The sequence below is a fragment of the Aeromonas taiwanensis genome, assembly GCF_000820165.1.
Taxonomy (GTDB): Bacteria; Pseudomonadota; Gammaproteobacteria; order Enterobacterales; family Aeromonadaceae; genus Aeromonas; species Aeromonas taiwanensis.
On sequence record NZ_CDDD01000008.1, the window covers coordinates 47,602 to 71,362 of the forward strand.

Here is a 23,761-nt window from a genome sequence, read left to right on the forward strand (position 1 = left end):
GGGTATTTTTTTACCTGCCATCCGGCCCCGTCAGGGGGTGATGGCCTGGGCCGCGAAGCGCGCCAGTATGGGGTTGTGATCCGAGGCGTCGGTGGCCGGCGAGCTCACCTCCACCAGATCCAGATTGCGGTAATAGAGGTGATCCAGCGGGCGGCCGAAGGCGGTACGGCGCAAGTCGGGCACCGGGATGGCCTCCTGCAGGCCGAGCTCCCCCACCAGCTTGTTCAGCCAGAATTCGCGTTTGTCGCTCCAGGTGTTGAAATCCCCGGCCAGGATGACGGGCCCCTGATGGCGATGGACCAGGGCGGTCAGATCGTTGAGCTGCTCCCGGAAGGTGGCCATCCCCAACTCGAAATTGACCGCGTGGAGGTTCACCACCAGCACGCCGTCAGGATCCCCCTGCAGGGGGTAGAGGCTGACCAGACCTGACTTGGGGATGCGCAGCAGCGGCTCGGGGGAGCGCACGCCACAGACAAAGGCCTGGGGCGTCTTGGCGACCGTCATGACGCCGAAGGAGACACCCCCCTGGGTGAAGGCCTGCAGCTGCTGCCACTGGAAGTCGCCTCGCCTCAGCCAGTCCAGCATCTCGGGTCGGGTCGCCGACTCCTGCAACAGCACCAGATCCCGGGATTTGGCATACTCGTCCAGCCCCTCCTGCCAGTTCTTGCGCTGTCCCTTGTAAAGATTCCAGACGGTGATGCCGAACTCCCGGGGCAAGGCGGTGGCAGCGAGCGCCACCAGCGGAGGGCGATCGCAGTGAGCGCCGGGCACTATGCCCGCGGCCGTGACCAGATGGTCCTGATCCGGCACCTCGAAACAACCGACCAGTCCCAATGTCAGCAGGGAGGTCCCCAGAATCCGATAACTATTTTTCATTGGCTAACAACCACCTGCCTCTGCAAGACGCCATGATCTGAACAGAGATCATGATCGCCAACTAGTCTCATTATTCGTGTCCGGCCCGACTCATTCACGAGGGATCCCGCCATGGCGAAACAGCATCAGTACCGTGTGACATTTTACGATCAACAAGGAACCTGTCATCAAGTGGAACTCTCCACCGTCTATCAGATCAGGCGGGATCCCCAGTGCGATCTCTGCCTGTTTGACACCAAGCAGTGTGTCGGCTCGGAAGAGATGCTGGAGCGCATGATACGGCAAAAAACCGGGCTTGAGCAGGAAATATCCATCATCAATGCCCGGCTGATCTAAGCCGCCTCAGACCGGGACAGGACGGGATTTACCCTGCTCATCGATGGCCACGTAGGTAAATACCCCCTCGGTCACGCAGTATCGCTGGGCTTCGTTCTCCCGCAGTACCGGCTTGACCCAGACCTCCAGCTTGAGGCGCATGGAGCTGCGACCAATCTTGAGGCAGCGTCCGTAGCAGCACACCACGTCCCCCACCTTGACCGGACTGTGAAAGGTCATCCCCTCCACCGAGACGGTACAGATGCGTCCTTTTGCCAGCTCCTTGGCCATGATGCCCCCCCCTATATCCATCTGGGACATGATCCACCCGCCGAAGATATCGCCATTGGGGTTGGTATCGGCTGGCATCGCCAGGGTTCTCAGCAACAGTTCCCCATCGGGGTGACGCTTGGTCTCTTCCATCATTACCGCTCTCTTTATCATGGATGGCGGCATGATAGGGGGCGATCCCCCCCTTGGCAAACCTCAATTGCCACCCAAGTCCGCACTCCACCTGCTCCGCGACCAATAAAGAGCGCCACATTGACCCATCCGGTTCAACCCTGCCGGGCCGCCTGTTTGGCAAACCAGTGGGCGGGATCAGGCCAGCGGTAGACAAAACCGTGCCGCTGGCAGATGCGCTGCCCCTCGATGGGGAGAAAGTCCCCCGCCGGCTCGATGAACTGTGGTGGCGCCAGCCCAAGCAGGCGGCTCGCGAAGGGATAAAGCTGCTCCCGGCGCGGGTGGACAGGGGCGCTCAGGTTATAGGCCTCCCCATCCTGCCCCTTTGCCAGCATCAGCTGGCAGGCGGCCACCACATCGTCCAGGTGCACCAGATTGACCGCCTGACCGCCTCCCGCCAGCGTCTTGCCGGCAAGAAACCGCCCCGGGTGGCGCTCCGGGCCATAGAGACCGGCCGGGCGCAGTATCATGGCGCAGGCAAAGCCCCCGCCCAGCACCGCGAGCTCGGCCGCACGCATCCGCGCCCCCCGCTCATGCGAAGGCTCGGGGGTCTCCTCTTCGGTCTGGCCGGGCGACCACACCGAAGTGGCGCTGATGAACAGCACCCGCCGAACGCCCGCCGCCCTCGCCTGCTGACACAGACGGGCCACCGAGGCCGGATAATCCGGGGTCTTGCTCGGCGGCACGCAGATCACCAGATCATGGCAGCGAAAAGGCAGCGCCCCCATCTCGGGGGCAAGCAGCAGCGGCCAGGCCGCGATACCCTCCCCTCGCAGCTGCTCGGCCTTTTCGGCTGAGCTGACCGTCACCACGACCCGCTGGCCCGACCCCTGAAGCGCCCTTGCCAGCGGCAGCCCCAGCCAGCCGGCCCCCAGGATCCCCGTCTGGTACTCATGTTCGTTCGTCATTGCAAAATCCTGACAAAAAAAAACGGCCATCCTATGATGACCGTCGAAAGTAACGAAGGAAATAGCCGGATAAACCGGTTACCTCCCACAGCGGGAAAATCGGGAGCGCACGCTCCTAATTCGTGGGCCTATCCTAGTGGCAGCGCAGGTAAAAAGCTTTGAAGCGGATCACAGTTGAAAAGGATTTCTGAAAGCGCTTTCACTCTATTGCAAAAAAGTCGACCCGCCCGGGGCCAACTTGATGGCTCAGGCCACCGATTCCCGCCGAACCAGTTCTGCCTCGAACTTGAGTGCCAACCCCTCTACCGGCTTGTGATCCAGCAGGCGCAGGGCCAGCTCGGCCGCCCGCTCCCCCATCTCTTCGATGGGGTAGCGCACCGTGGTGAGCTTGGGATAGATGTAGCGGGCATAGGGGATGTCATCGAAGCCCACCACCGACACCTGCTGGGGGATCTTGTAACCCCGCTCCAGCAGACAGGAGATGGCCCCCGCCACCATGGCGTCGTTGAAGCCCAGAACGGCGGTGAACTCGATGCCGCGCGACAGCAGTTCGCTCATGGCCACATAGCCGCCCTTCTCGTCGGCGTAGGCGCGACCGATGAGGGCTTGATCCAGTTCGATACCTGCCCGTTTCAGGGCGAAGCGATAACCGGCCATCCGCTGCTGACCATCGACGAACTCCTCGTCATCGGACGTGACAAAGGCGATCTTGCGATGACCCGCATCCAGCAGATGCTGGCAAGCCGTGGTGATGCCCGCCTGGTTGTCCAGCCAGACACAGCGATCCTCGCAGCCCGGTACCTGACGGTTGATGAAGACGATGGGGGTCGTGCCCGATGCCAGCTCGCTGAGCTCCTCGTCAGGCAGCGCCTTGCTGTGCAGGATCAGGGCGTCGCACTGGCGCTGCAGCAGCGCCTGGATGGCGTGACGTTCCCTCGCGGCATCGTGGTTGCCGGAGACGACGATGGTGAACTTGTTCGCCTTGTCGACCATGCTCTCGATGCCGCGCATCATCTGGGCGAAGAAGGGGCCACCACACAGATCCCCGACCAGCACGCCGATGCAGTTGGAACGTTTGCTCACCAGGGCCTGGGCGAAGCTGTTGGGACGAAAGCTGAGCTCCTTCATGGCCGCGAGTACGGCCTCGCGCTTCTCTGGCGCTACCTGTGCCGTGTTGTTGATCACTCGAGACACTGTCGAAATGGAGACATTCGCCAGCTGAGACACATCTTTGATCGTTGCCACTCTCGATTCCTTTGTTGGACAAGCCTGTCTGTGTTAATCGGGCATTGTATCGAACCTGCCAGCCCAAGACGCGGTGCCCGATCACCCGGCAGGTTTCCTTTTGTAACAAAATCTTAGGGGATAATAACCATTCTGAAGCCAGAATGGGAGGCAGCCGCGACAACGGCTGCCTCCGAACTCAATAGGCGTGATTCAGCTCGCGTTCCGACATGAAACGCAGTGGCTGCTGCAGCTTGTGCTGATAGATAAGGTCGAAGGAGAGCACGTTCTGGACATAGTTGCGCGTCTCCCGATAGGGAATGCTCTCCACCCAGACATCCATCGGCTTGTTGTCGCTCTGCTCGCGCCAGCGCTTCACCCGACCGGGGCCGGCGTTGTAGGCCGCCGCCGCCAGGATCCGGTTGCCGTCATACACGTCCAGCAGGCGCTTGAGGTAGGCGCTGCCGAGGCGGATGTTCATGGCCGGATCGAACAGTTGCTGCTCGTTGCGATAGGGGACCCCCAGCTTGCTCGCGGTCTCCCTGGCAGTGGCCGGCATCAACTGCATCAGGCCACGCGCCCCGACCGGCGACTGCGCCAGCGGGTAGAGCGCGCTCTCCTGGCGGGAGATGGCGTAGAGCAGGCTGGTGTTCATGGTCCGCTCCTGAGCCATCTGGGAGAAGGTACGCTTGAGCGGCAGCGGGAAACGCAGGTCCAGCGCATCCCAGGCTTCCGCCCGGATGCTGGAGAGGATCGCCAGCTCGTGCCACCCCTGGTTGAGGGCGATGTGGCCGAATTCGAGGCGCTGGGCCACGCTGTTGCGATCCATGTTGTGAATCCACTCGGAGCGGGCCGCCGTGATCTCGTTCATCGCCAGCAGCTCGCGCACCCGCAGCAGGAAGGGCCAGCGCTGGCTGGCGGTGCGCCAGTCCGGTACCTTGTGCGCCACGCTCTGGTTCTTGATGCGATAGGGTACGCCGGTGCGCTGGGCCGCCATGAAGCCATAGAAACCACGCAGATTGGCGGTCTCGAGATAGAGATCCCGTGCCGGTTTCTGCCGCCCCTGTTTCTCCAGCGAGCGCGCCATCCAGTAGCGCCAGCGATCTTCCTTCTGCAGCCCCATGGGCAGCCGTTTGACCCAGCCCTCGAGCCCGCGCCAGTCCTGCTCCCAGACAGCCAGGCGCGCACGCAGCTCCATCAGCTCGGCATCGTTGAAGCGCACCAGGGCCCCATCCAGCCAGTTGCGCTGGACAATGGCCCGATCGAGCAGCAGGCGGCGAGCGGCGGCCTTCTCCACCCGGGTCACCTCTGCGTGGTTCAGGCCGAAGCGGCGGGTCATCTCCCCCAGCTGGCGCAGGACCGCCTCGGGCTCCTGGTTCGCATAGCGCGCCAGCCCCAGGGAAAGCAGTTGCCGCGATGGCACCGTCGCGCTGAAGTTGGCCGGGTTCATCGCCCTCGCGGGTTGGTCGAACAAGGCGATCATCTGATCACCGTACGCCTTCATGCCACTGCCGAGCTGGGCCCCCAGGTGGCGGATCAGGTTGGCATTCTGCGCCTCAAAGGCCAGGTTCATGCGCTGCCAGATCTTCTCCTGGGTCTTCAACCCCGACTGCTGCCAGAGCTGGAACAGGGGATCGCAGGCATCGGGCCTGGACTGGCCGCTCAGCCAGAGCTTGCCGGCCTCCTGCAGCGCTTCACTCTTGTGTCCCGTGTAGTAGCGGGCCTGATAATGCTGGCAGAGCAGATCGGTGGAGCTCGGCTTGGCCGGGTAGAAGCGCAGGAACTGGGACCACTGCTGGCTCTGGGCCAGGTAGGTGAGATAGCTGCGCTCCAGCCGGTTGGACTGGGGCGTGTCTCCGTGCTGGCGGATGAAACGGGTCACGTCGTTGTAGTCTGCCGCTCCCGGCCGGAAGGCGAGCTGGTAGTAATCCAGATAGGGCAGCAGCGGATAGTGGGTCAGGCGGGCGCGGATCTGGTTGAAGGCGGCCTGATCGTTGGCACGCACCGCGTCATAGGCCTGGCGATAGAGGGACTGCTCCATGGTTTGCGCAAAGACGGGTGCCACGAGCCCTGGCACGCACAGTGCCGATAAGATGATTCCCTGCACGGCTTTCACGAATGGCATTCTCCCTTACAAAGGCACGACCACCGCCCGCTGGCGGTGGTGACATACCTTCATTCTACCCGCTAAGCCCCGGGGCTACGCCACACTATTTTTGTCGACAACCGCGAGGCGTTCGCTGCGGGTCAGCCGGCTGACATAGCGCTCCAGATAGGGGACGGGTAGCGGCTTGGAGGCAAGGTATCCCTGGTAGAAATGGCAGCCCTGCGCCTGCAGAAACTCCAGCTGCTGGCGCGACTCCACCCCCTCCGCCGTCACGTTGAAGCCCATGTGACGGGCCATGGCGATCACCGCCTCCACGATGGCCATGTTGTCGCCATCCTTGGGGATGTCCTGGATGAAGGATCGGTCGATCTTGAGCTCATCGGCCGGCAGTCGCTTGAGATAGCTCAGTGAGGAGTAACCCGCGCCGAAATCGTCGATGGCGAAGCTGATGCCCAGGGTCTTGAGCTCGGCCATCTTGCTGATGGTGTCCTCCGCGTGGCCGAGCACCACGGATTCGGTGATCTCCAGGTTCAGGCTCGCCGGATCCATGCCGGTGGAGGCCAGTACATCGTGGATGCGATCGACGAAATCCGGGGCATGGAACTGCTTGGCGCTGACGTTGACCGACAGCTGGGGGACGTGGATCCCGTTCTCCTCCCAGGAGACATACTGGGTGCAAGCCTCGTGCAGCACCCAGTTGCCGATATCGACGATGAGATCCGTCTCTTCGGCGATGGGGATGAACTCCGCGGGGGAGACCAGGGCCCGGCCCGGCGGCTGCCAGCGGATCAGGGCCTCGACACCGATGATGTCCCCTCCCTCCACCATGTGCTGGGGCTGGTAGTGAAGGGTCAGTTCATGGTTGTCCAGCGCGCTGCGCAGCTCGTTGTGAATGAGCAGGCGCCGATCCGCCTGCAGCTGCATGGAGGCATCGAAGAAGCGCCGGGTCTTGCGCCCCGCCGACTTGGCCTGGTACATGGCGGTATCGGCCTGCTTGAGCAGATCCCCCGCCTCCTGCTCCCGGCCTGGGAAGAGCGTGATGCCCACGCTGGCCCCGATGTGCAGCACCTGCCCCCCATAGCTGTAGGGGGCGGCAATCTCCCCGATGAGCCGCTCCGCGATGAGGTCGGCCTGCATCTCTGCCTGGGGCGGGCTGATGGAGAGCGCCGGCAACAGCAGCACGAACTCGTCCCCCCCCAGCCTGGCGAGGCAATCCCCCTGGCGCACCAGCCGCTTGAGCCGGCTGGCCACCTCCTTGAGCAGCCAGTCGCCGGTGGCGTGGCCGAGGGAGTCGTTGATGGTCTTGAAGTGGTCGAGATCGATGAACAGCAGGGCGCCGATAAGGTGATCCTGGCTCGCCTCCGCAAACGCCTGCGCCAGGGTTTCGTGCAGCTGGCGCCGGTTGGGCAGGCCGGTCAGTTCGTCGTAATAGGCGAGATCCTGGATGCGGCGCTCCGCCGCCTTACGCTCGGAGATGTCTTCGAAGAAGATGACGTAGTGGCTGATGCCCCCCTTGTCGTCCTGAACCGGGGTGACTATCTCCCACTGGGGATAACTGCGGCCATCGGCGTGCAGACGCAGGGTCTCCCCCTGCCAGCGGTCGAGGGCATTGAGCTCGTAGCCCAGCCCGGACCAGAGGTCATTGCCCAGGTGCAGGCCGATCACCCCCTGGCTGTCGAAGCCGGTGATCTGGCTGAAGGCGTAATTGACCCGCAGGATCTTGAAGTCGGGGTCCGTGATGATGATGCCTTCATGAGTCTCGAACGCCACCGCCGACAACCGCATCAGGGCATCGCTCTGCAGCCGCTCCAGCTCCGCCACCATGCGCACCGAGAAGATGGTCAGCACGGAGCCCAGATCGGCGGTCCGGGTTTGGCTCGGAAACAGCAGGGCAAGGTGCCCCAGGATCTGGCCGCCGCGATCCAGCAGAGGCTGGGCGTAATAGTGCTGGCCGGGCGGCAGGCAATAGCCGTCGCCCATGGGCTCGCTAAGGGGGGAAGCACTGGCGGCCCCCTGACGATAGAGCTGCTGGCAGGGCATGTCGGCCAGGGCGTACTCCTTGACGTCCATGCCGTGGCTCGCCAGCACCCGCAGCCGGTCGAGGCCGACCCGCTCCGTCAGCCAGACAGCATCGGCCCCCAGGATATGAGCGAGTTCATTGACCAGGGTCTGGCAGAAGTCGAGTCCGGTCTTGGCGGAGAGCGCCTGTGCCAGCTTGGCCAGCAGGGGGGCCTGCAGCTGGGGCATCGGCGGGGCCATCCCGGCGGCAGGCTCGGCACGGTTCATCTCGCGATGAAGCATCTCGAGCGGGGCCAGCCAGCCACAGCAGAGCCGCTGGGTCGGCACATACTGACCATACCAGAGCACATGGTGTACATTACCGGCGTCGTCACAGAGGTGGCCGATAAACTGACCGGGTTGACCGGAGTCGTGGAGTCTGGCGAGAAAATCGGTAAAACCCGCGTCATCTTCCCGCAGCAGCTGCCCGGCCCAGGGATGAGACCCCTCACCAATCCAGGGCTCACAAGAGAGATGATCCGACAGGCTCCACTGCTCATGCTGCCGATCATAAAACCACATCATCTGGGTGGCTTGTTGCTTCATTGACGACTCCGACACTACAACCACGTCATCCCCCCGACACGTGCAGGAAAGCATATCCGTTCACGGGCATATCTCCACGGGCGCATGGCAATCTTCTGCGATGGGATAATGCGATGTGGGTCGAGAAAATGCGAGACGGTGCGGCTAAAACCAGATATCGGGTCGACACAAGGCGCTGCCAGGGGGGACAGAAACGATCCTATTCACTGATACTGCCTGCCTGTTTCACTGAGCTCAAGCGGTTTTTGGCATGAAACGGGAAAAGCTCACAATTTGGGTGGTGCGGGATCCCCAGGGGGATATTTCGTGACACAGATCACATTTTGATTTGACCACATGGGTAATCTGAGGGTGAAGACACAAGCAAGACGACCCGAAGGGGGCCAATATGAAAATTGAAATGACCAGCAAAATCATTGACATCACCCCAGCCATCCGCGAGCGCATTGAATCCCGTTTTGAAAAGCTCGAGCGTCTTCAGGTGCCTCTTATCACACCCCATGTGATCATCTCCAAAGAGCGTTTGATGTATATCGTCGAAGCCACCGCCGGCATTCCCAACGGCAAACTGTTTGCCCAGGCAGAGCATGAGGATCTCTATGCCGCCATCACGGATCTGGGCCAGAAGCTGGAACGCCAGCTCAACCGTCACACGGAGAAACCCCTCGCCCGCCGTGCCGCCGGCAAGGAAGTCCCTCAGACCGAACCGGATGAAGCGGACGCCTGATCCCTCTCCATCACAGCATTCATCGAGCAAAAGGCGGGTTATCCCGCCTTTTTGCATTCCGCCATCCAGGCGCCTCTCATCCCAACCAGTGCAGCCGGGCATCTACCCCGCGCGAGAGCTCATCGAGCAGTGGCAACATGAGCAGGGGCGCCTCCCCCCTGGGCTCGGCATTCATCGGGCTTGCAGCCTGCCTTCCCTGCCAGCGTGCACGCCCCAGCGCCGAGAGGTTGTCATAGACGGCGGGGGCCAGCGCCGGCGTCTTGCTCACCAGCGGAGGCGTACGCAGCGCCAGCCACAGCCTGACATCCACCATGCTCCCCCCCTGCTGCAATCGCTCGTTGATGGCGCCGGCTCCGCTCTCGTCCCCTGCCCCTTCCAGGGCCGCTTGCGGCATCAGACCGAAGCGGGCACGCCACGACGTCTCTGCGGCCTGCGCCCTGGGCGTGTCGTCAAACCAGGGTTGCTCCTCCACCGCATCGGTCAGCAGCGCCAGGTGCAGCCTGAAGTCGGCCCTGTCCCCCAGGCGGAGATCCTGGTTGAGCCGTTGCCCCAACTGGGTTTCATCGACGAGCCATCGGTCACGGATTGCACTGGGCAGCATAAGATAAATCTTGGAAATAAGGGTTTCATTGCTTATCGGCCATCAACCCGATCCTTTAAGCATTAAAAATCCTTGCCCGGGGGTTCACAAGCGCGACAGATCTGTTAGTATGCGCCTCGCACTTGGGGAGGGGTTCCCGAGCGGCCAAAGGGATCAGACTGTAAATCTGACGGCTCTGCCTTCGAAGGTTCGAATCCTTCTCCCTCCACCATTCAAGTGCGCACAATCAGGCAATACCCCGTGGAGGGGTTCCCGAGCGGCCAAAGGGATCAGACTGTAAATCTGACGGCTCTGCCTTCGAAGGTTCGAATCCTTCTCCCTCCACCATCATTCAAGAAAACCCGGCCTCGTGCCGGGTTTTCGCTTTTCCGCTTCCCTGGTTTGTTCCCCATGTACCGGCCTTCGCGCCCGGGACATAAAAAACGGGAGGCCAGGCCTCCCGTCTCGTCATGACTCGCTCACAGGGTGAAGCGATAGAAGATGTCCACCGCCTGGGCCACCCCGCTCATGGCCTGCAGGTAGAGCCTGGGCATCAGCTCGTAGCGCAGCTTGAACTCGGCGATGGGGCTGAACACCCCGACCCCGTACTGGAACTGCAGGCCTGGCAGCAGGTAGGCCGACAATGTCACCTGGGTGTCATCCCCGCTCCCTGCGGTGTCGAGCGACACGTCGCTCATGCCGAGGGACTCCCCGATACTGGAGACGACCCCGCTCGCCTGGCTCACGGCCCCCGCCACCAGCAGACCGTTGAAGCCGCCATCCTCACCGCTGGTCTGGAGCCCCTTGCCCCGCAACAGGTAGGAGAGCTGCTCGGACTGCGCCATCTGCGGCTCGGAATAGACGGTGATCTTCGGCTTGGCGGCCGGTCCGGTCACCCGCACCCCCACGGTGACGTTGTCCTCTATGGTGTCAGGATCCCGGTAGGTCTCGATGTTGAGATAGGGCTGATCGATGGGGCCGGAGAAGGTGATCCTGCCTTCCTTGATGATGAGGTTCTGGCCGTAGGCCTTGAAGCGCCCGTCCTTTAGCTCCAGCTGACCGTTGCCGGAGAGTGGTTTGGACGGATCCTGGCGAATATTGAGCGCCCCCGTCACCTTGGTCTTGAGCCCCATGGCCTCCAGCCGGACATCGTCGCCGAGGCGGATGGCCAGCTTGATCTCCATGGGCAGCGGCTCCGCCTTGGGCAGCGGCGGCATGTCCTCGTAGATGACGGTCACGTCATCGGAGACCGCCACCGCACTCTCGGGCAGGGTCTTGACCAGGATGCGCGACCAGGGAATGTCCACCTGACCGCTGATCCGGGTCTCCTCCCCCAGGGTGATGGCGATGTCGGGGGTCACCCTGACGCGACCCATGCCCGGATACTGGGCCTCCAGCTCCTTGCCCTGGATGGTGAGGCTGCCGGTGACAGGCTGCTTGGCCCAGCTCAGCCAGCCCCCCAGCGCCAGCGGCCCCTTGCCGACCATCATGGAGCCGTCGAGCTCAGCCCGGTTGCCGTTTATCTTGAGACGGGTCACCAGCTTTGAGAGGGTCACCATGTCGGAGTGGGTCTGCACCTCCCCCTCCCGCAGGTTCAGCTCCCCGAACAGCAGCGGAGTGGCCAGGGTGCCGTCGAAGCGGGCATCTGCCGAGATGATCCCCTGCAGGGAGCGCACCTCGGGGATGAGAGGGGCGAAGGTGGTCAGCTTGAGGTCATCGAACCTGAGTTGTCCCGAGAGGTTGCCGCGCCCGGCGGGATCCCGGATGAGCAGATCGGTGTCGATGTTGCCGATCTGCTGGGACGCGAAATCGACCCGGATGGCGGCCTGCTGGCGTTCGAAGTCCACCCCCAGCTCCAGGCGCTGGTAATCGGTCTTGAGATCGTCAGCCACGAAGGTACCCGGCGTGGTGCGCACGGTGGCGTGCAGGGTTGGCTGGCTGCCGCGCCAGCTGGCACGCCCATCGGCGGAGAGCACCGCCTGCCAGCGGAAGTTGTCAGGCAACCAGGGACGCAGCCGCTTGAGATCGAACGCGCTCAGGGCGAACTCCAGGCTGCCCTGGGCCGGGGCTACCCGGCTGCCCTTGACGCACAGGCTGGCCCCCTGGGAGCCGAGGCAGAGATCCCCCATGGTCAGCTGCTGCTTCGGCAAATCCAGGTCCAGGGCCCAGGGCGCCGTCAGCGACCAGCGCTTGAGCGGGGTCTTCAGCTTGAGCTCGGAGAGGGAACCACGCCAGCGATCCCCGCGCAGGCTGCCGCTCAGGCGCAGATCGGCGGCCACCGGATCCCCCTTCATGGTCAAGGTGAGCCCGTGACGGTCGAGATCGCCGTTCAGGTTCAGGGCCATCTGGGAGAGGGCGGTGCTGCCCTGCACCAGGCTCGCCACCGTCACCGCCAGCTCGCCCGCAGGCTTGTCCCCCACCAGGGCATTGCCCTTGATGGCCGTCTCCTTGAACACTGTCCCCGCATAGGAGAGGCGGCTCGATGCCAGATCCACATTCACGCGCGGCGCCTGCTGGCTGCCGGTGACCCGCACCTGGCCCTTGATGTCCCCGCCAAGACCGGGGTAGATGCCCCCGAGCTTGGGCGCATCCAGATCCGCATCCAGCTTCCAGGCCTGGGCCGTGAGCGACCCCCTGGCCTGCAGCCGGTTGGGGCCGCTTTGCAGCGCCAGGGCCGGGATGGTCCACTCCATCTTGTCGTTGCCGCTGAGCTGCCCCTGCAGGGCCAGGGGATACTGGTTGAGCTTGCCGTCAACCTTGAGCTCGGGCAGTGCCAGCTGCCAGTGACCCGTCTCGTCAAGCTCGAAGCGGCTCGCTATCTTGCCCGCCAGCGCCCCTTCGATCTCGGGCACCAGCTCGGCCGGGTTGATCCCCTTGAATTCGGCGTTGCCCTGCCACTGGACTCCCTTGCTCCAGGCCAGCTTGCCGTCTAGCTTGAGCTCCCCCTTGAGGGCGTTGAGCCGCAAGGCGATCTTGCTGAGTCGCTCCAGATCCCCCTTCCCTTCCAGCGCGATCTTGAAGGGCGGCACATCGGTGCCCTTGCCCGAAGTCTCGAGGGCAAACCGGTAGCCGGAGAGCTTGCCCTTGGCGCTCAGGGTCCCCTTGTCCAACCGGTAGCTGGGTTCATCCTTGGCCGGCTTGTGCAGCGGCCAGGATAGGCGCTTCCAGTCGAGGGCCAGATCGAAGGGCAGCTCGGGATCCAGCGCTGCCAGCGTGCCCTTGATATTGGCGCTCACCGGCCCCTTGGCTTGCAGGGCCAGCGCCAGCTTGCCCACTGAGCCATCCAGCTGGAGGGTGGCCTGCTCGGTCTCGAGCTCCCACGGCTTGAGTCCCTTGCGGCCCTTGGCATCCAGGGTCAGGGAAAGGGGATAGTCATCGACCAGGCGTACATGACCGCTCAGGGCCAGATCCGCCATGGCATGGCGCAGGGAGAGCTCCCGGATGTCGATGCGCTCCTCCAGGGCACTGGCCGACAGCAGCAGCTTGTCGAGCCCCTCCACCAGCTCTCCTTGCTGGTAGCGCACCCGGGTCAGCGTCACCCCTTCCAGCTGGACGGGGAAAGGCAGGCGGATGGCGGGCAGGGCTATGGGTTCGGGCTTGGCAGGAACAGCCTTGCCCTTGCTGTCAGCCTCGCTCGGCTTGCCTTCTGCGGGCGAGCTCCTGGTCACCCTGGTCTCGTCCTTGGAAGGCGCGGTGCTCGCGGCGCCCGAGACGGCCGGTGTGGCTTGCTGTGGCGCCTTGCTATCGGCTGGCTTGCTATCGGCTGGCTTGCTCTCTGCCGCCTTGTTCTCGGCAACCGCGCTCTCTGCCAGGACCACGTTCAGGCCATCGAGCACGGGCCCGCGCACGATCAGTCCCTTGCGATCCAGGGTGGCGCCTATCTCCAGATCCTTGAGGGTCACCGCCACGCCGGGCACGGCCAGATCGAGGTCGGCCACCTGGAGGCTGTCTATCTGGATCTTGAGCGGCAACGGGCGCCAGACGAAGGGCTCTGACGGCTCTTCCGGCGCAGGTTCCGAGTCGGCGACCTTGACCACGGGGTGGGTGACCGCCAGGGACTTGATCCAGAGCTTGCCCTGCAACAGCTTGCCCAGATCCCAGTCGAGCACGGCACGCTCGACCGTGACGTCCACCAGTTCGTCCTGCCAGCCGACCCCTTCCAGGGTCCAGCCATAGCCGAGCTGGCCCGCCACCAGCTCCCCCTTGAGGGAGGGCAGTGCGGATCTGGCCTGCTGCCATAGCCACTTGTTGCCCTGGTGGGTGAAGCCCAGCAGGCTGACGCCGATGAGCAGCAGGAAGATGAGGCCCATGAGCCACAAGACGATGCGTTTTACCCAGATCACGATGCAGACCCCTGCAAGAAGCTCAGCCGCAGCGGCCAGAAAAGAGAATGAAGAGAAGAAGCGCGTTCACACCGGATCATAGTTCTGGCCCCAGTGCGAAGTGCAGCCGCAGCGGCTTGTCTTCTTCGGAGATGCCCACCGCCAAGTCCAGCCTGACCTGGCCGATGGGGGTCACCCAGCGCACCCCGACCCCGGTGCCTATCTTCCAGGCCTCGCTGTAGTCGACGGTGGCGGTCCCCCCATCCACGAACAGGGCGCCGAGCCACTTGTCACTGAAGCGGTAGTTGTATTCCAGGCTGCCCACGCTGGTGTAGCGGCCCCCGGTGAGCTTGCCCTCCTCGTCCCGCGGCGAGACGGTCTCGTAGCCGTAGCCGCGGATGGTCTGGTCGCCACCGGTGAAGAAACGCAATGAAGGGGGCACCAGGGAGAAGTCATCCCCGACGATGGCCCCCTGCTCGACCCGCATCAGGAAGCGGTGATCCTCCCCAAGGGTACGCAGCCACTTGCTGCGCCCCCACACCCGCATGAAGTTGATGTCGGACCCCCAATAGGGGCTGGAGAACTCCACCGTCAGCTGCTGGCGATCCCCCCAGTCCGGCACCAGGCCGCCGCGCACCCGCAGCCGCGACCAGGAGACACCGGGGATCAGCAGCAGACTGTTCCCCTCGTCGGTGCCCTGCACATAGCGCTCGTTCTCCAGCCGCACGAACACGTCCCTGTCCCAGCTGTCGGGCCGCCGCTTCCAGCGGTGCACGCCGAAGGTGGCCAGATCGGAGCGGGTATCGTTGTTGTCGGTGTATTGGTAGCCGGCCTGCAGGGAGTAGTAGTCCCGCAGCGGGTTGCCCACCGGGATCTGGTAGTCGAAACTCAGCTCCGCCTCCGGGGCCGAGATCTTGGCGGTACTGGAGAGGCTGTGGCCGTAACGGTTGACCCAGGGCTTCTCCCAGGTGGCGCTCAGGCGCGGCCCCACGTCGGTGGCGTAGCCGATACCCGTCTCAATCTCGTGGTCGACCCGGTTGCTGAGGGTCACCTGCACCGGCACCAGGTTGTTCTCGGCCTGGCTGATGAGGGGCTTGATGTCCACCTGCTTGAACAGCTTGGTGGAGGAGACATCCTGGGACATCTCCGCCAGCCGGATCGCCAGGTAGGGGTCACCACTCTTGATGTTGACGAGCGGCCGGATCAGGCGCAGGGCCTCCGGCGTCGCGTCGTAGTGGATCTCGCCAAAGTGGTAGCGCGGGCCGGAGCGGAACAGGATGTAAATCTCCGCCTTGCCCTGCTCCGGGAAGACCTTGACCTGGCTCTTGCTGATCTTGGCGTCAAAGTAGCCCCGTGCCAGCCCCAGGCTGCCCAGATCCGCCTTGATGGATTCGTACTTGCCGTGGTTGAGGGGATCCCCCTCTTTTAATGGCAGCTTGTCCAGCAGCTCGCTGTAGACCTCGTCGCTGCCCGCCTGCCCCTCCAGCAGGATGTCGAGGCGCGAGACAATCACCGGCTCTCCCCGCTCGATCTCGATCACGACCCTGGCCGGGGATTTCTTGTCGCGGTTGAGGGTGATCTTGGGCTGGTAGTAGCCATAGACCTGGAGGGCCTTCTGCACGCTCTCGGTGATCTTGACCCGGGCGGGTCTGAACTGGCGCTCCTGATAGACGGGCAGTGCGTTGAGGTAGGCCTCGACGTTGTCCTTCTGCTCCCCCTTTACCCCCTTGACCTGATAGGTCAGCTTGGCCGCCAGGGCGGGGGTTGCCAGCAGCCAGAAGCAGAGGGCGAGCAGCAAGGCGCCGGCCCCGTAACGGCGGGATGGCCGGAATGCGGTGCTCCCGGCAGGAGAAGTAGGATAGCATCCTGTCAAACGTCTATTTCCCCGAATAACATGATTAAAAGAGTGTTAACTTCAGAACGATAGCGGGACTCACCCCGACCAAACTCGCCCATCCTAGCACAACCAGGGTCGCGAAATCCCCCGACCGGGCCCCAATCGGGGTGACGGCCCTTCCCCCCTAAATCGCCATCCAAACGGCGGCGCGCGGGGCGCTTCCCCGGCCGGGCCGAGCCGATTGCACACGCTTGCGGCAAGGGGCGTATAAAAAACACGCGCATCCGGTGCACTCCGCCTGCGTTCATCCACCGCCATCCCCCGTCCGCCGCCCTCCGGTGCGCGACAATTCCTGTCGAAGCGCCCCGGACTTTGCGAGGGGACGCCGTCTAGCCGACTTGACATCATCGTCTGACGCCAGCGCCATCATGCCTGCTATTGAACCGGAAAATAAGTGTAAATCAATAACTTGATGGGTGGCACTAAAGCTTCGTTCAATCCAATCGATTTATCCCGCTGCCACTGCTCTCCCGCCTGCCTCACACTGATCCCATTCATCGCAGGAGAGACACCATGACCTTACGCAGCGAACAACTGGCTGACTACATCGCCGACCGACTCGAATTCATCACCTTCCTGGCCTGCTGCAGCGCCCTGCTGGCCCTGCTGACCGGCATGAACGGCCAACAGGCGCTGGCCTTCACCGCCCTCAACCTGCCCTTCGGCCTCGCCCTGCTGCTGGGCATGGCCCTGCTGGCGCCGCTGCCCGCCCACTGGCGCCTGCCCGGGGTGTCGCTGCTGCTGGTCGGCGGTGCCCTGCTCACCCTGCAGATGGGTGGCGAGTGGCTCAATCCCCTGGCCATCTGGAGCCTCTATGCCCTGCTGGGGCTGGAGATTATCTGGCAGTCCCGACCCAGGGCACGCCTGGCCGCCGGGGCCCGGGGCTGAGCCCGAACACCGAGGGCTGACGCGGGCGCCCATTTGGAGTAATCTTGCGCCCCTTTACCGCCACCGAGGAGCCTCCCGATGAAAAAAGCCTGTGCCCAGCACATCCTGGTCAAGACAGAGAAACAGTGTCTGGAGATCAAGGAGAAGATCGAGAAGGGTGCCGACTTCGGCCAGATGGCCAAGCGATTCTCCACCTGCCCCTCCGGCAAGCGCTTCGGGGATCTGGGGGAGTTCTCCAAGGGGGACATGGTCAAATCCTTCGACGACGCCGTCTTCAAGGGGGAGCTGCTCAAGGTCCTGGGACCGGTGCGCACCAAGTTCGGCTTCCACCTGATCAAGGTGCTCTACCGCAGCTGAGACCTTGCCCGAGCATCGCTCCAGCCCACGCCGGCTTGCTGGCGCCCCGCCCCAGACGTGCCCCGTCCCGGGGCGGCACCATACCGAAGCAATATGATAATTTACTAACGTTATCAGTCAATTAAGTTTATCCTCTGGGCATAGTTCCATCCTGACCAGTGGATCCTTCTTATGCACAGCTCTTTGTGGTGGCCCCTGCTGGCCTGGTTGCTGCCCCTCGGGGGCGCCCTTGGCAGCCGTGCCCACCTCTGGCCCTGGTGGCTCGGTTTCACCCTCTGCCTCGCGAGCGCCCTGATCAGCCTGTGGCTGCTGCTGCGCCTGCCCTGGCGCTATCGCCGCACCGCCAACCTGTGGCCCGATGCCTGGGGCATCGCCCCCCTGCTGTTGCCCCTGCTGTTCATTGTTCAGGCCTTGCGCTCGCCGCTCACCAACGACGTCAGCACGGATCCCTACCACCCTCCCCGCCTCCAGTGGGCCGCGCAGCTGAGAACGGCGCAGGATCTCCCCGTCAGCGTCCCTCCCCTGCAAGTTTTTCCCGGCAACCCCGGTCCTCTCTATACCCGCGCCTCTCCCGCCGAGGTGCTCGCCGAGGCGGATGAGCTGATGACGGAGCTCGGCTGGCAGGTGCACCCGAGCCCGGACGGCCTGGATGCCGTCGTCACCACGAGCTGGTTCGGTTTTCAGGATGACGTGGCGCTGCGGGTCTTCGCCGGGCCGAAAGAGACCCGCATCGACATGCGATCCGCCTCCCGTCAGGGGCGCAGCGATCTGGGGGCCAACCGGGCACGGATCCTGGACTTCCTGAACCGGCTCAACGAACGGCTGGGGGGCGCCTACAAGCCCAAGATGCAAAAACTTCAAGAGGAACAAAATGCGCATTGAGGTCAAGCCGGACAGTGCCTATGCCTGGTTCATCCGCCCCTTCTTCTGGCTGCAGAAGCGCAACTACGGCCAGGTGCTGATCCCCGGCAAGTGCTGGGGCCGCGCCCCCCGCCTGTTCGCCGCCGTCGCGACCCTCTATGGCGTCATCAACCGCAAGCGCTCTCCCATCGATCCCGTGCTGCGCTCCCTGGTGACGGTACGGGTCTCCCAGCTCAACTGGTGCCGCTTCTGCGTCGATATCAACGCCATGACCCTCATCAAGCGGGCCGGCTCCAGCGAGAAGGTGGAAGCCCTGGCCGAGTGGCGCGAAAGCCCCTTGTTCGACGAGCGGGAGCGGGCCGTACTCGACTACACAGAGGCGATGACAGGGCTGGATGGTGTGAGCGATGAACAGGCTGCCCGTCTCAAGCCCTGGTTCGATGACGATGCCATGGTGGAGCTCACCGGCCTCATCGCCTTCCAGAACATGTCGGCCAAGTTCAACGCCGCCCTCGACATCGCCCCCCAGGGCTTCTGCCAGCTGCCGGTACAGCCCGTGCGCCCCGCCGATGCCAACGCAGGCAAGGACGCCAAATGACGCGAGCCCGTCTGCTGCTTCTGCTGGTGATGGGCTGCCTCATCGGCGCCTTTTTCGCACTTGATCTCGGCCACTATCTGAGCCTCGCCCAGTTGCAGGCTCGCCAGGCGAGCCTGGCGCTCTGGGTAGAGCGCCATTTTGTCGCGGCCAGCCTGCTGTTTCTGATGATCTATGTGCTCAGCACCGCCCTCTCCCTGCCGGGGGCCAGCCTGCTCACCCTGGCGGGCAGCGCGGTCTTTGGCGTGGCGTGGGGGCTGCTGCTGGTCTCCTTTGCCAGCTCGCTCGGCGCCACCCTGGCGTTTCTCAGTGCCCGCTTCCTGCTGCGGGACTGGGTAAGCGCGCGCTTTGGTGACAAGCTGGCCACCTTTCAGACCGGCATGGCAAAGGATGGCCCCTTCTATCTGCTGAGCCTGCGCCTCATCCCCCTCTTCCCCTTCTTCCTGGTCAACCTGGTGATGGGGCTGACCCCCATCAGAGTCAGTACCTACTACTGGGTGAGCCAGCTCGGCATGCTGCCGGGCACCTTCGTCTATGTGCTGGCGGGCAGCGAGCTGGCCACCCTTACCAGCACGGGCAACATCCTCTCCCCCGGCCTGGTGGCGGCCCTGACCCTGCTCGGCCTCATGCCCTGGTTGATGCGGGGGCTGCAACGCAGGCTCGCCCTGCGCCGCCTGCACGCCCCCTATCAAAAGCCGATCCGCTACGACTACAACCTGGTGGTGATCGGTGCCGGCGCCGGCGGCCTGGTCACCAGCTATATCGCCGCGGCGGTGAAGGCCAAAGTGGCCCTGATTGAAAAACACAAAATGGGGGGAGATTGCCTCAACACCGGCTGCGTCCCCTCCAAGGCGCTGATCCGCGCTGCCCGCTTTGCTGCCGAGCAGCGCAAGGCGGGCGAGCTCGGCTTTAGCCCGAGCCAGAGCGAGGCTGATTTTGCCGCCGTGATGGCGCGGGTCGCCCAGGTGATCAGGGAGGTCGAGCCCCACGACTCCGTCGAGCGTTACCAGGGGCTGGGGGTGGAGTGCATCGAGGGGGCGGCGCGGCTGGTCTCCCCCTGGGAGGTCGACGTCAACGGCCGGCGCCTCACTACCCGCCACGTGGTCATCGCCACCGGCGCCAGACCGCTGGTGCCCGATTTGCCTGGTCTTGGCGACGTCCCCTACCTCACCTCGGACAGCCTGTGGCAACTGCGCACCCCGCCGCGCCGCCTGCTGGTGCTCGGCGGCGGCCCCATCGGCTGCGAGCTGGCCCAGAGCTTCGCCCTGCTCGGCATCCCCGTCACCCTGGTGGAGCTGGCCGATCAGCTGCTGCCGCGAGAAGAGCGGGAAGTGGCCGAGGCGCTGTGCCAGCAGATGGAACGGGACGGCGCCACCCTTCTCACCGGCTGGCGCGCCGAACGGGCGGAATACCAGCCCGAAGAGGATATGCGGGTTGGGCTGCCCATCCGGCTGCACCTGCGCCGGGGTGACGAGACCCAAGTGATCGAAGGAGATCAGCTGCTGCTGGCGCTGGGCCGGGTCGCCAACGTGAGCGGCTTCGGGCTGGAGGAGCTGGGAGTCACGCTGGCGCCGCGCGGCACAGTCGCGGTCGATGGCTTTCTGGCCACCAACTACCCCAGCATTCTGGCGGTGGGGGACGTGGCCGGCCCCTACCAGTTCACCCACTTTGCCGCCCATCAGGCCTGGTATGCCGCCGTCAACGCCCTGTTCGGCCAGTTCAAGCGCTTTCGCGCCGACTACCGGGTGATCCCGGCGGCTACCTACACCACGCCAGAAATTGCCCGGGTGGGCCTCAATCGCAAGGAGGCCGAGGCGCAGGGCATTGCATTCGAGGCGACCCGCTTCGATCTGGCCGAGCTCGATCGCGCCATCGCCGACGGTGAGCGCGAGGGCTTTGTCGAGGTGCTGACCGTGCCGGGCAAGGACAAGATCCTGGGTGCCACCATAGTGGGTACTCACGCCGGCGAGCGGATTGCCGAGTTCGTCCTCGCCATGCGCCACAAGCTGGGGCTTGGCAAGATCCTCGCCACCCTCCACGCCTATCCCACCCTGATGGAGGGGAACAAATACGTGGCCGGCGAGTGGAAACGGGCCCACCAGCCCACCCGCATCCTAGCCCTGCTGGCCCGTTATCACAGCTGGCGCCGCGGCGCCTGATCCCTTAGGTGACACTCATGTTCAAGACCCTGCCCCTGCTCAAAACCCTGGTCTGTGCCCTGCCCCTGCTGGCAAGCGGCTCCCTGTTTGCCGGCGAGAACCCGGCCCCCGATGCCCGCTGGCAGCAGACGCTGGACGAGGCCAAGGGCCAGACTGTTTACTTCAACGCCTGGGGCGGCAGCCCGGAGATCAACGGCTATCTGGTGTGGGCCGGGCAGGAGATCGAGCGCCAGTACGGAGTCAGGCTGGTGCAGGTCAAGGTGGATGATATCGCCCAGAGCGTCAGCCAGCTGCTTGCCAACAAACAGGCGGGCAAACTCGCGGGCGGCCCCATCGATCTGCTCTGGGTCAATGGCGAGAATTTCAAGGCGCTCAAGGAACAGGGGCTGCTGGGGGTGCCGTTCACCGGGGAGCTGCCCAACATGGCGTTAGTGGATATGAATCTGCCGGTGAGTGAGGACTTCACCGTGCCGGTAGCGGGGCTCGAGGCCCCCTGGGGCATAGGCCAGCTCAACCTGATGGTCAACGGAGAGGAGGTCGCCACGCCCCCCACCTCGGCCGCCGCCCTGCTCGCCTGGGCCAGGGCCAACCCCGGCCGCTTCACCTATCCCAAGCCACCCCAGTTCCACGGCTCGAGCTTTCTCAAGCAAATCCTGCTGGAGCTCACCCCGGATCCCGCCCCCCTCTATCGGGAGGCGACCGATGCCGAGTTTGAGCGTCTGACGGCGCCCCTCTGGACCTGGCTCGATGCGCTGCACCCGGCGCTATGGCGCAAGGGCAAGCTGTTCCCTGCCAGCGCCGCCGAGACCCGCCAGCTGCTGGATGACGGCGAGCTGGCCATGGCCATCAGCTTCAACCCGGGAGAGGCCCGGAGCGCGGTGCAAAACGGTGCCCTGCCACCTGGCGTGGTCGCGGTGGCCATGGCAAAGGGGGCGCTCACCAACAGCCACTTTCTCGCCATTCCGTTCAACGCCAGCGCCCGTGCCGGGGCCAAGGTGGCGGTCAATTTTCTGCTAAGCCCGGCAGCCCAGGCACGCAAGGCCGATCCCGCCTTCTGGGGCGATCCCAGCGTGCTGCGGACCGACGCCCTGCCCGCCTCGGCCAGCCAGACGCCGGCCCTGCGCTTCAAGGCGGTGGCAGAGCCCCACCCCAGCTGGCAACTCAGGCTTGAAGCTGCCTGGGCCGAACGTTACGGCCACTGATGCCATCAACCACCGACAACCGGCTGCCAGGCTGGCGTCCCCTCTTCACCTGCGCTTGCGCCCTCCTGCTGGCGGCGCCCGTGCTGGCGGGGCTGTGGCAACTGCTGGGCAGCGGGCTAAGCCAGCTAAACCTTCATCGCCTGCTGGCCCAGCCCGGACTCTGGCACTCGGCGGCCCTGAGCCTGTGGATTGGCACGGCCTCGACCCTCGGCAGCCTGCTGCTGACCGCCCTGCTGCTGGCGCAAAGCGGTCAGCAGGGTGACGAGCGCCCCTGTTTTCGCTGGCTGCGCCGCCTGCTCTCCCCCCTGCTGGCCCTGCCCCACGTCGCCTTCGCCATCGGCTTTGCCTTTCTGCTCGCCCCCTCCGGCTGGCTGCTACGCCTCGTCTCTCCCTCCCTGACCGGGTTCGAGTTTCCCCCCGATTGGCAGACCATCCGGGATCCCTGGGGGCTTGGCCTGATCCTGGCCCTCATCATGAAGGAGACGCCGTTTCTGCTGTTGATGGCGCTGGCGGCCCTGGAGCCCGCCAAACTGGCGCGCCAGCAGTGGCTCGGGGCTAGCCTGGGCTTCAGCGCCCCCCAGATCTGGTGGCGTCTGCTGCTGCCCGCCCTCTGGCCCGCCCTGCGCCTGCCCCTCTATGCGGTCGCCGCCTACGGGGTGGCGGTGGTGGATCTCGCCCAGCTGCTGGGCCCGGATGCCCCCGCTCCGCTGGCAGTCAGGCTGTGGCTCTGGTATCAGGATCCGGATCTTGGCTGGCGCGGCGTCACCGCCAGCGGCGCCCTGCTGCTGCTGGCCATCAGCCTGTTGCTGCTGGCGGCGCTGCGCCTGCTGGAGTGGGCTCATCAGCGGTATGGCAAGCAGACCTGGCTCGACGGACAGCGCCGCACATCGCGCCCCCTGGCGGCCAGGCTGGCCAGCTTCTGTGTGGCCGCCCTGTTTGCCATCAATCTGGCGGTGCTGGCGGCCCTGCTGCTCTGGTCGCTGGCGCGGCGCTGGTCCTTCCCGGATCTGTGGCCAAGCCAGTGGAGCGGCCAGCACTGGCTGGTGCTGCTGCCGGACCTGATGCCCCTGCTAGTCGACAGCGCCCTGCTGGCCCTGGCGGGCGCGGCGCTGGCCCTGCTGCTGGTGGTATTGAGTCTGGAGGCGCAGCAGGGGCGTCGCCCCTGGCCGCTCTGGCTCATCTGCCTGCCGTTGCTGCTGCCCCAGGCCAGCCTGCTGTTTGGCATCCGGCTCGGACTCGACTGGCTTGGTGGCGGAATTGGCTGGGGCTGGGTGCTCTGGAGCCAGCTGCTGTTCGTGTTTCCCTACGTCTATCTCTGTCTGCACGCCCCCTATCGCCAGTTCGATCCCCGTCTCACCCAGACGGCGCTCCTGCTCGGCGCCAGCCCCTGGCACACCTGGTGGCGGGTGAAGGGGCCCTTGCTGGCCCGCCCGCTGCTGTTCTCGTTCGCGGTGGGAGCGGCGGTGAGCCTCGCCCAATATCTGCCGACCCTGTTGTTTGGCGCAGGTCGAGTGGTCACCATCACCACGGAGGCGGTGGCCATCGGCAGCGGCCTCAACCGGCGGCTGGCCGGGCTCTACGGCCTGTTGCAACTGCTCCTGCCACTGGCAATCTATCTGCTGGCGCTCTGGCTGCCAGGTCGCCTCAACCCGGCGCTCAAGGGCGCCCGATAAACAC

General features: G+C 64.6%; 18 protein-coding genes and 2 tRNA genes. 11 read left to right on the forward strand and 9 right to left on the reverse strand.

Annotated features, from left to right (window positions below; translation table 11 throughout):
• Positions 1–30: 30 nt before the first annotated feature.
• Entirely contained in the window at positions 31–876 is an 846-nt protein-coding gene (locus BN1136_RS01255) for an endonuclease/exonuclease/phosphatase family protein (RefSeq protein WP_043761808.1), read from the reverse strand.
• Positions 877–987: 111 nt separating this feature from the next.
• Here BN1136_RS01255 and BN1136_RS01260 point away from each other — a divergent pair, with 111 nt between their 5' ends.
• A complete protein-coding gene (locus BN1136_RS01260) occupies positions 988–1,212 on the forward strand; it encodes a hypothetical protein (protein ID WP_043761809.1) in 225 nt (74 codons plus the stop codon).
• 6 nt (positions 1,213–1,218) lie between these two features.
• Here the strand turns inward: BN1136_RS01260 and yciA are convergent, their stop codons facing one another.
• The 5 genes from yciA to BN1136_RS01285 form a co-directional block, all read right to left on the reverse strand.
• Positions 1,219–1,617, reverse strand: coding sequence for an acyl-CoA thioester hydrolase YciA (gene yciA / locus BN1136_RS01265; RefSeq protein ID WP_081843793.1), 399 nt, complete (start codon positions 1,615–1,617; stop codon positions 1,219–1,221).
• A gap of 131 nt (positions 1,618–1,748) precedes the next feature.
• The gene (locus tag BN1136_RS01270) at positions 1,749–2,561 is read right to left on the reverse strand and encodes an NAD-dependent epimerase/dehydratase family protein (protein WP_043761811.1); all 813 of its coding nucleotides are present in this window, start codon (positions 2,559–2,561) and stop codon (positions 1,749–1,751) included.
• A 246-nt stretch (positions 2,562–2,807) separates the two neighbouring features.
• Complete coding sequence (locus BN1136_RS01275; RefSeq protein WP_043761812.1) at positions 2,808–3,806, reverse strand: LacI family DNA-binding transcriptional regulator; 999 nt, start codon at positions 3,804–3,806, stop codon at positions 2,808–2,810.
• Positions 3,807–3,984: 178 nt separating this feature from the next.
• Positions 3,985–5,901, reverse strand: coding sequence for a transglycosylase SLT domain-containing protein (locus BN1136_RS01280; RefSeq protein ID WP_043761813.1), 1,917 nt, complete (start codon positions 5,899–5,901; stop codon positions 3,985–3,987).
• Between the two features lie 84 nt (positions 5,902–5,985).
• Positions 5,986–8,496, reverse strand: coding sequence for a putative bifunctional diguanylate cyclase/phosphodiesterase (locus BN1136_RS01285; protein WP_043807945.1), 2,511 nt, complete (start codon positions 8,494–8,496; stop codon positions 5,986–5,988).
• Positions 8,497–8,884: 388 nt separating this feature from the next.
• Here BN1136_RS01285 and hpf point away from each other — a divergent pair, with 388 nt between their 5' ends.
• Positions 8,885–9,223: a ribosome hibernation-promoting factor, HPF/YfiA family gene (gene hpf, locus BN1136_RS01290; protein WP_043761814.1), complete on the forward strand. Its 339-nt coding sequence runs from the start codon at positions 8,885–8,887 to the stop codon at positions 9,221–9,223.
• 76 nt (positions 9,224–9,299) lie between these two features.
• Here hpf and BN1136_RS01295 read toward each other — a convergent pair whose 3' ends face one another.
• On the reverse strand, positions 9,300–9,824 hold the full coding sequence (locus tag BN1136_RS01295; protein WP_043761815.1) for a VC2046/SO_2500 family protein: 525 nt from the start codon (positions 9,822–9,824) through the stop codon (positions 9,300–9,302).
• Between the two features lie 126 nt (positions 9,825–9,950).
• Between BN1136_RS01295 and BN1136_RS01300 the strand changes: the two genes are divergently transcribed.
• Positions 9,951–10,035: transfer RNA gene (locus BN1136_RS01300), tRNA-Tyr, on the forward strand.
• 31 nt (positions 10,036–10,066) lie between these two features.
• Positions 10,067–10,151: transfer RNA gene (locus tag BN1136_RS01305), tRNA-Tyr, on the forward strand.
• Positions 10,152–10,282: 131 nt separating this feature from the next.
• On the opposite strand, the gene tamB is transcribed toward BN1136_RS01305, so the two are convergent.
• On the reverse strand, positions 10,283–14,146 hold the full coding sequence (tamB, locus tag BN1136_RS01310) for an autotransporter assembly complex protein TamB (RefSeq protein ID WP_043761816.1): 3,864 nt from the start codon (positions 14,144–14,146) through the stop codon (positions 10,283–10,285).
• A 76-nt stretch (positions 14,147–14,222) separates the two neighbouring features.
• Positions 14,223–15,998, reverse strand: a complete 1,776-nt coding sequence (gene tamA / locus BN1136_RS01315) for an autotransporter assembly complex protein TamA (RefSeq protein WP_043761817.1) — start codon at positions 15,996–15,998, stop codon at positions 14,223–14,225.
• Positions 15,999–16,535: 537 nt separating this feature from the next.
• On the opposite strand from tamA, the gene BN1136_RS01320 reads away from it, so the two are divergent.
• The 7 genes from BN1136_RS01320 to BN1136_RS01350 all read left to right on the forward strand — a co-directional run bounded on the left by BN1136_RS01320 (position 16,536) and on the right by BN1136_RS01350 (position 23,757).
• On the forward strand, positions 16,536–16,910 hold the full coding sequence (locus BN1136_RS01320) for a hypothetical protein (protein ID WP_043761818.1): 375 nt from the start codon (positions 16,536–16,538) through the stop codon (positions 16,908–16,910).
• A gap of 78 nt (positions 16,911–16,988) precedes the next feature.
• On the forward strand, positions 16,989–17,267 hold the full coding sequence (locus BN1136_RS01325; RefSeq protein WP_043761819.1) for a peptidylprolyl isomerase: 279 nt from the start codon (positions 16,989–16,991) through the stop codon (positions 17,265–17,267).
• Between the two features lie 171 nt (positions 17,268–17,438).
• Positions 17,439–18,149: a DUF1499 domain-containing protein gene (locus BN1136_RS01330; RefSeq protein WP_043761820.1), complete on the forward strand. Its 711-nt coding sequence runs from the start codon at positions 17,439–17,441 to the stop codon at positions 18,147–18,149.
• Positions 18,139–18,726 (forward strand): carboxymuconolactone decarboxylase family protein, encoded by a 588-nt coding sequence (locus tag BN1136_RS01335; RefSeq protein ID WP_043761821.1) that lies wholly within the window; start codon positions 18,139–18,141, stop codon positions 18,724–18,726. Before BN1136_RS01330 ends, BN1136_RS01335 begins: the two co-directional genes overlap by 11 nt.
• Positions 18,723–20,882 (forward strand): FAD-dependent oxidoreductase, encoded by a 2,160-nt coding sequence (locus tag BN1136_RS01340; RefSeq protein ID WP_043761822.1) that lies wholly within the window; start codon positions 18,723–18,725, stop codon positions 20,880–20,882. Before BN1136_RS01335 ends, BN1136_RS01340 begins: the two co-directional genes overlap by 4 nt.
• Positions 20,883–20,899: 17 nt before the next feature.
• On the forward strand, positions 20,900–22,084 hold the full coding sequence (locus BN1136_RS01345) for an ABC transporter substrate-binding protein (protein WP_043761823.1): 1,185 nt from the start codon (positions 20,900–20,902) through the stop codon (positions 22,082–22,084).
• Positions 22,084–23,757 (forward strand): ABC transporter permease family protein, encoded by a 1,674-nt coding sequence (locus tag BN1136_RS01350; protein ID WP_043761825.1) that lies wholly within the window; start codon positions 22,084–22,086, stop codon positions 23,755–23,757. Before BN1136_RS01345 ends, BN1136_RS01350 begins: the two co-directional genes overlap by 1 nt.
• Positions 23,758–23,761: the final 4 nt, after the last annotated feature.

What these genes read in the sequence shown, in the direction of transcription:
- BN1136_RS01255 (WP_043761808.1), bottom strand. Translation starts at nt 876, where the DNA reads ATGAAAAATAGTTATCGGATTCTGGGGACCTCCCTGCTGACATTGGGA.
- BN1136_RS01260 (WP_043761809.1), top strand. Translation starts at nt 988, where the DNA reads ATGGCGAAACAGCATCAGTACCGTGTGACATTTTACGATCAACAAGGA.
- yciA (WP_081843793.1), bottom strand. Translation starts at nt 1,617, where the DNA reads ATGATGGAAGAGACCAAGCGTCACCCCGATGGGGAACTGTTGCTGAGA.
- BN1136_RS01270 (WP_043761811.1), bottom strand. Translation starts at nt 2,561, where the DNA reads ATGACGAACGAACATGAGTACCAGACGGGGATCCTGGGGGCCGGCTGG.
- BN1136_RS01285 (WP_043807945.1), bottom strand. Translation starts at nt 8,496, where the DNA reads ATGAAGCAACAAGCCACCCAGATGATGTGGTTTTATGATCGGCAGCAT.
- hpf (WP_043761814.1), top strand. Translation starts at nt 8,885, where the DNA reads ATGAAAATTGAAATGACCAGCAAAATCATTGACATCACCCCAGCCATC.
- BN1136_RS01295 (WP_043761815.1), bottom strand. Translation starts at nt 9,824, where the DNA reads ATGCTGCCCAGTGCAATCCGTGACCGATGGCTCGTCGATGAAACCCAG.
- BN1136_RS01320 (WP_043761818.1), top strand. Translation starts at nt 16,536, where the DNA reads ATGACCTTACGCAGCGAACAACTGGCTGACTACATCGCCGACCGACTC.
- BN1136_RS01325 (WP_043761819.1), top strand. Translation starts at nt 16,989, where the DNA reads ATGAAAAAAGCCTGTGCCCAGCACATCCTGGTCAAGACAGAGAAACAG.
- BN1136_RS01330 (WP_043761820.1), top strand. Translation starts at nt 17,439, where the DNA reads ATGCACAGCTCTTTGTGGTGGCCCCTGCTGGCCTGGTTGCTGCCCCTC.
- BN1136_RS01335 (WP_043761821.1), top strand. Translation starts at nt 18,139, where the DNA reads ATGCGCATTGAGGTCAAGCCGGACAGTGCCTATGCCTGGTTCATCCGC.
- BN1136_RS01340 (WP_043761822.1), top strand. Translation starts at nt 18,723, where the DNA reads ATGACGCGAGCCCGTCTGCTGCTTCTGCTGGTGATGGGCTGCCTCATC.
- BN1136_RS01345 (WP_043761823.1), top strand. Translation starts at nt 20,900, where the DNA reads ATGTTCAAGACCCTGCCCCTGCTCAAAACCCTGGTCTGTGCCCTGCCC.
- BN1136_RS01350 (WP_043761825.1), top strand. Translation starts at nt 22,084, where the DNA reads ATGCCATCAACCACCGACAACCGGCTGCCAGGCTGGCGTCCCCTCTTC.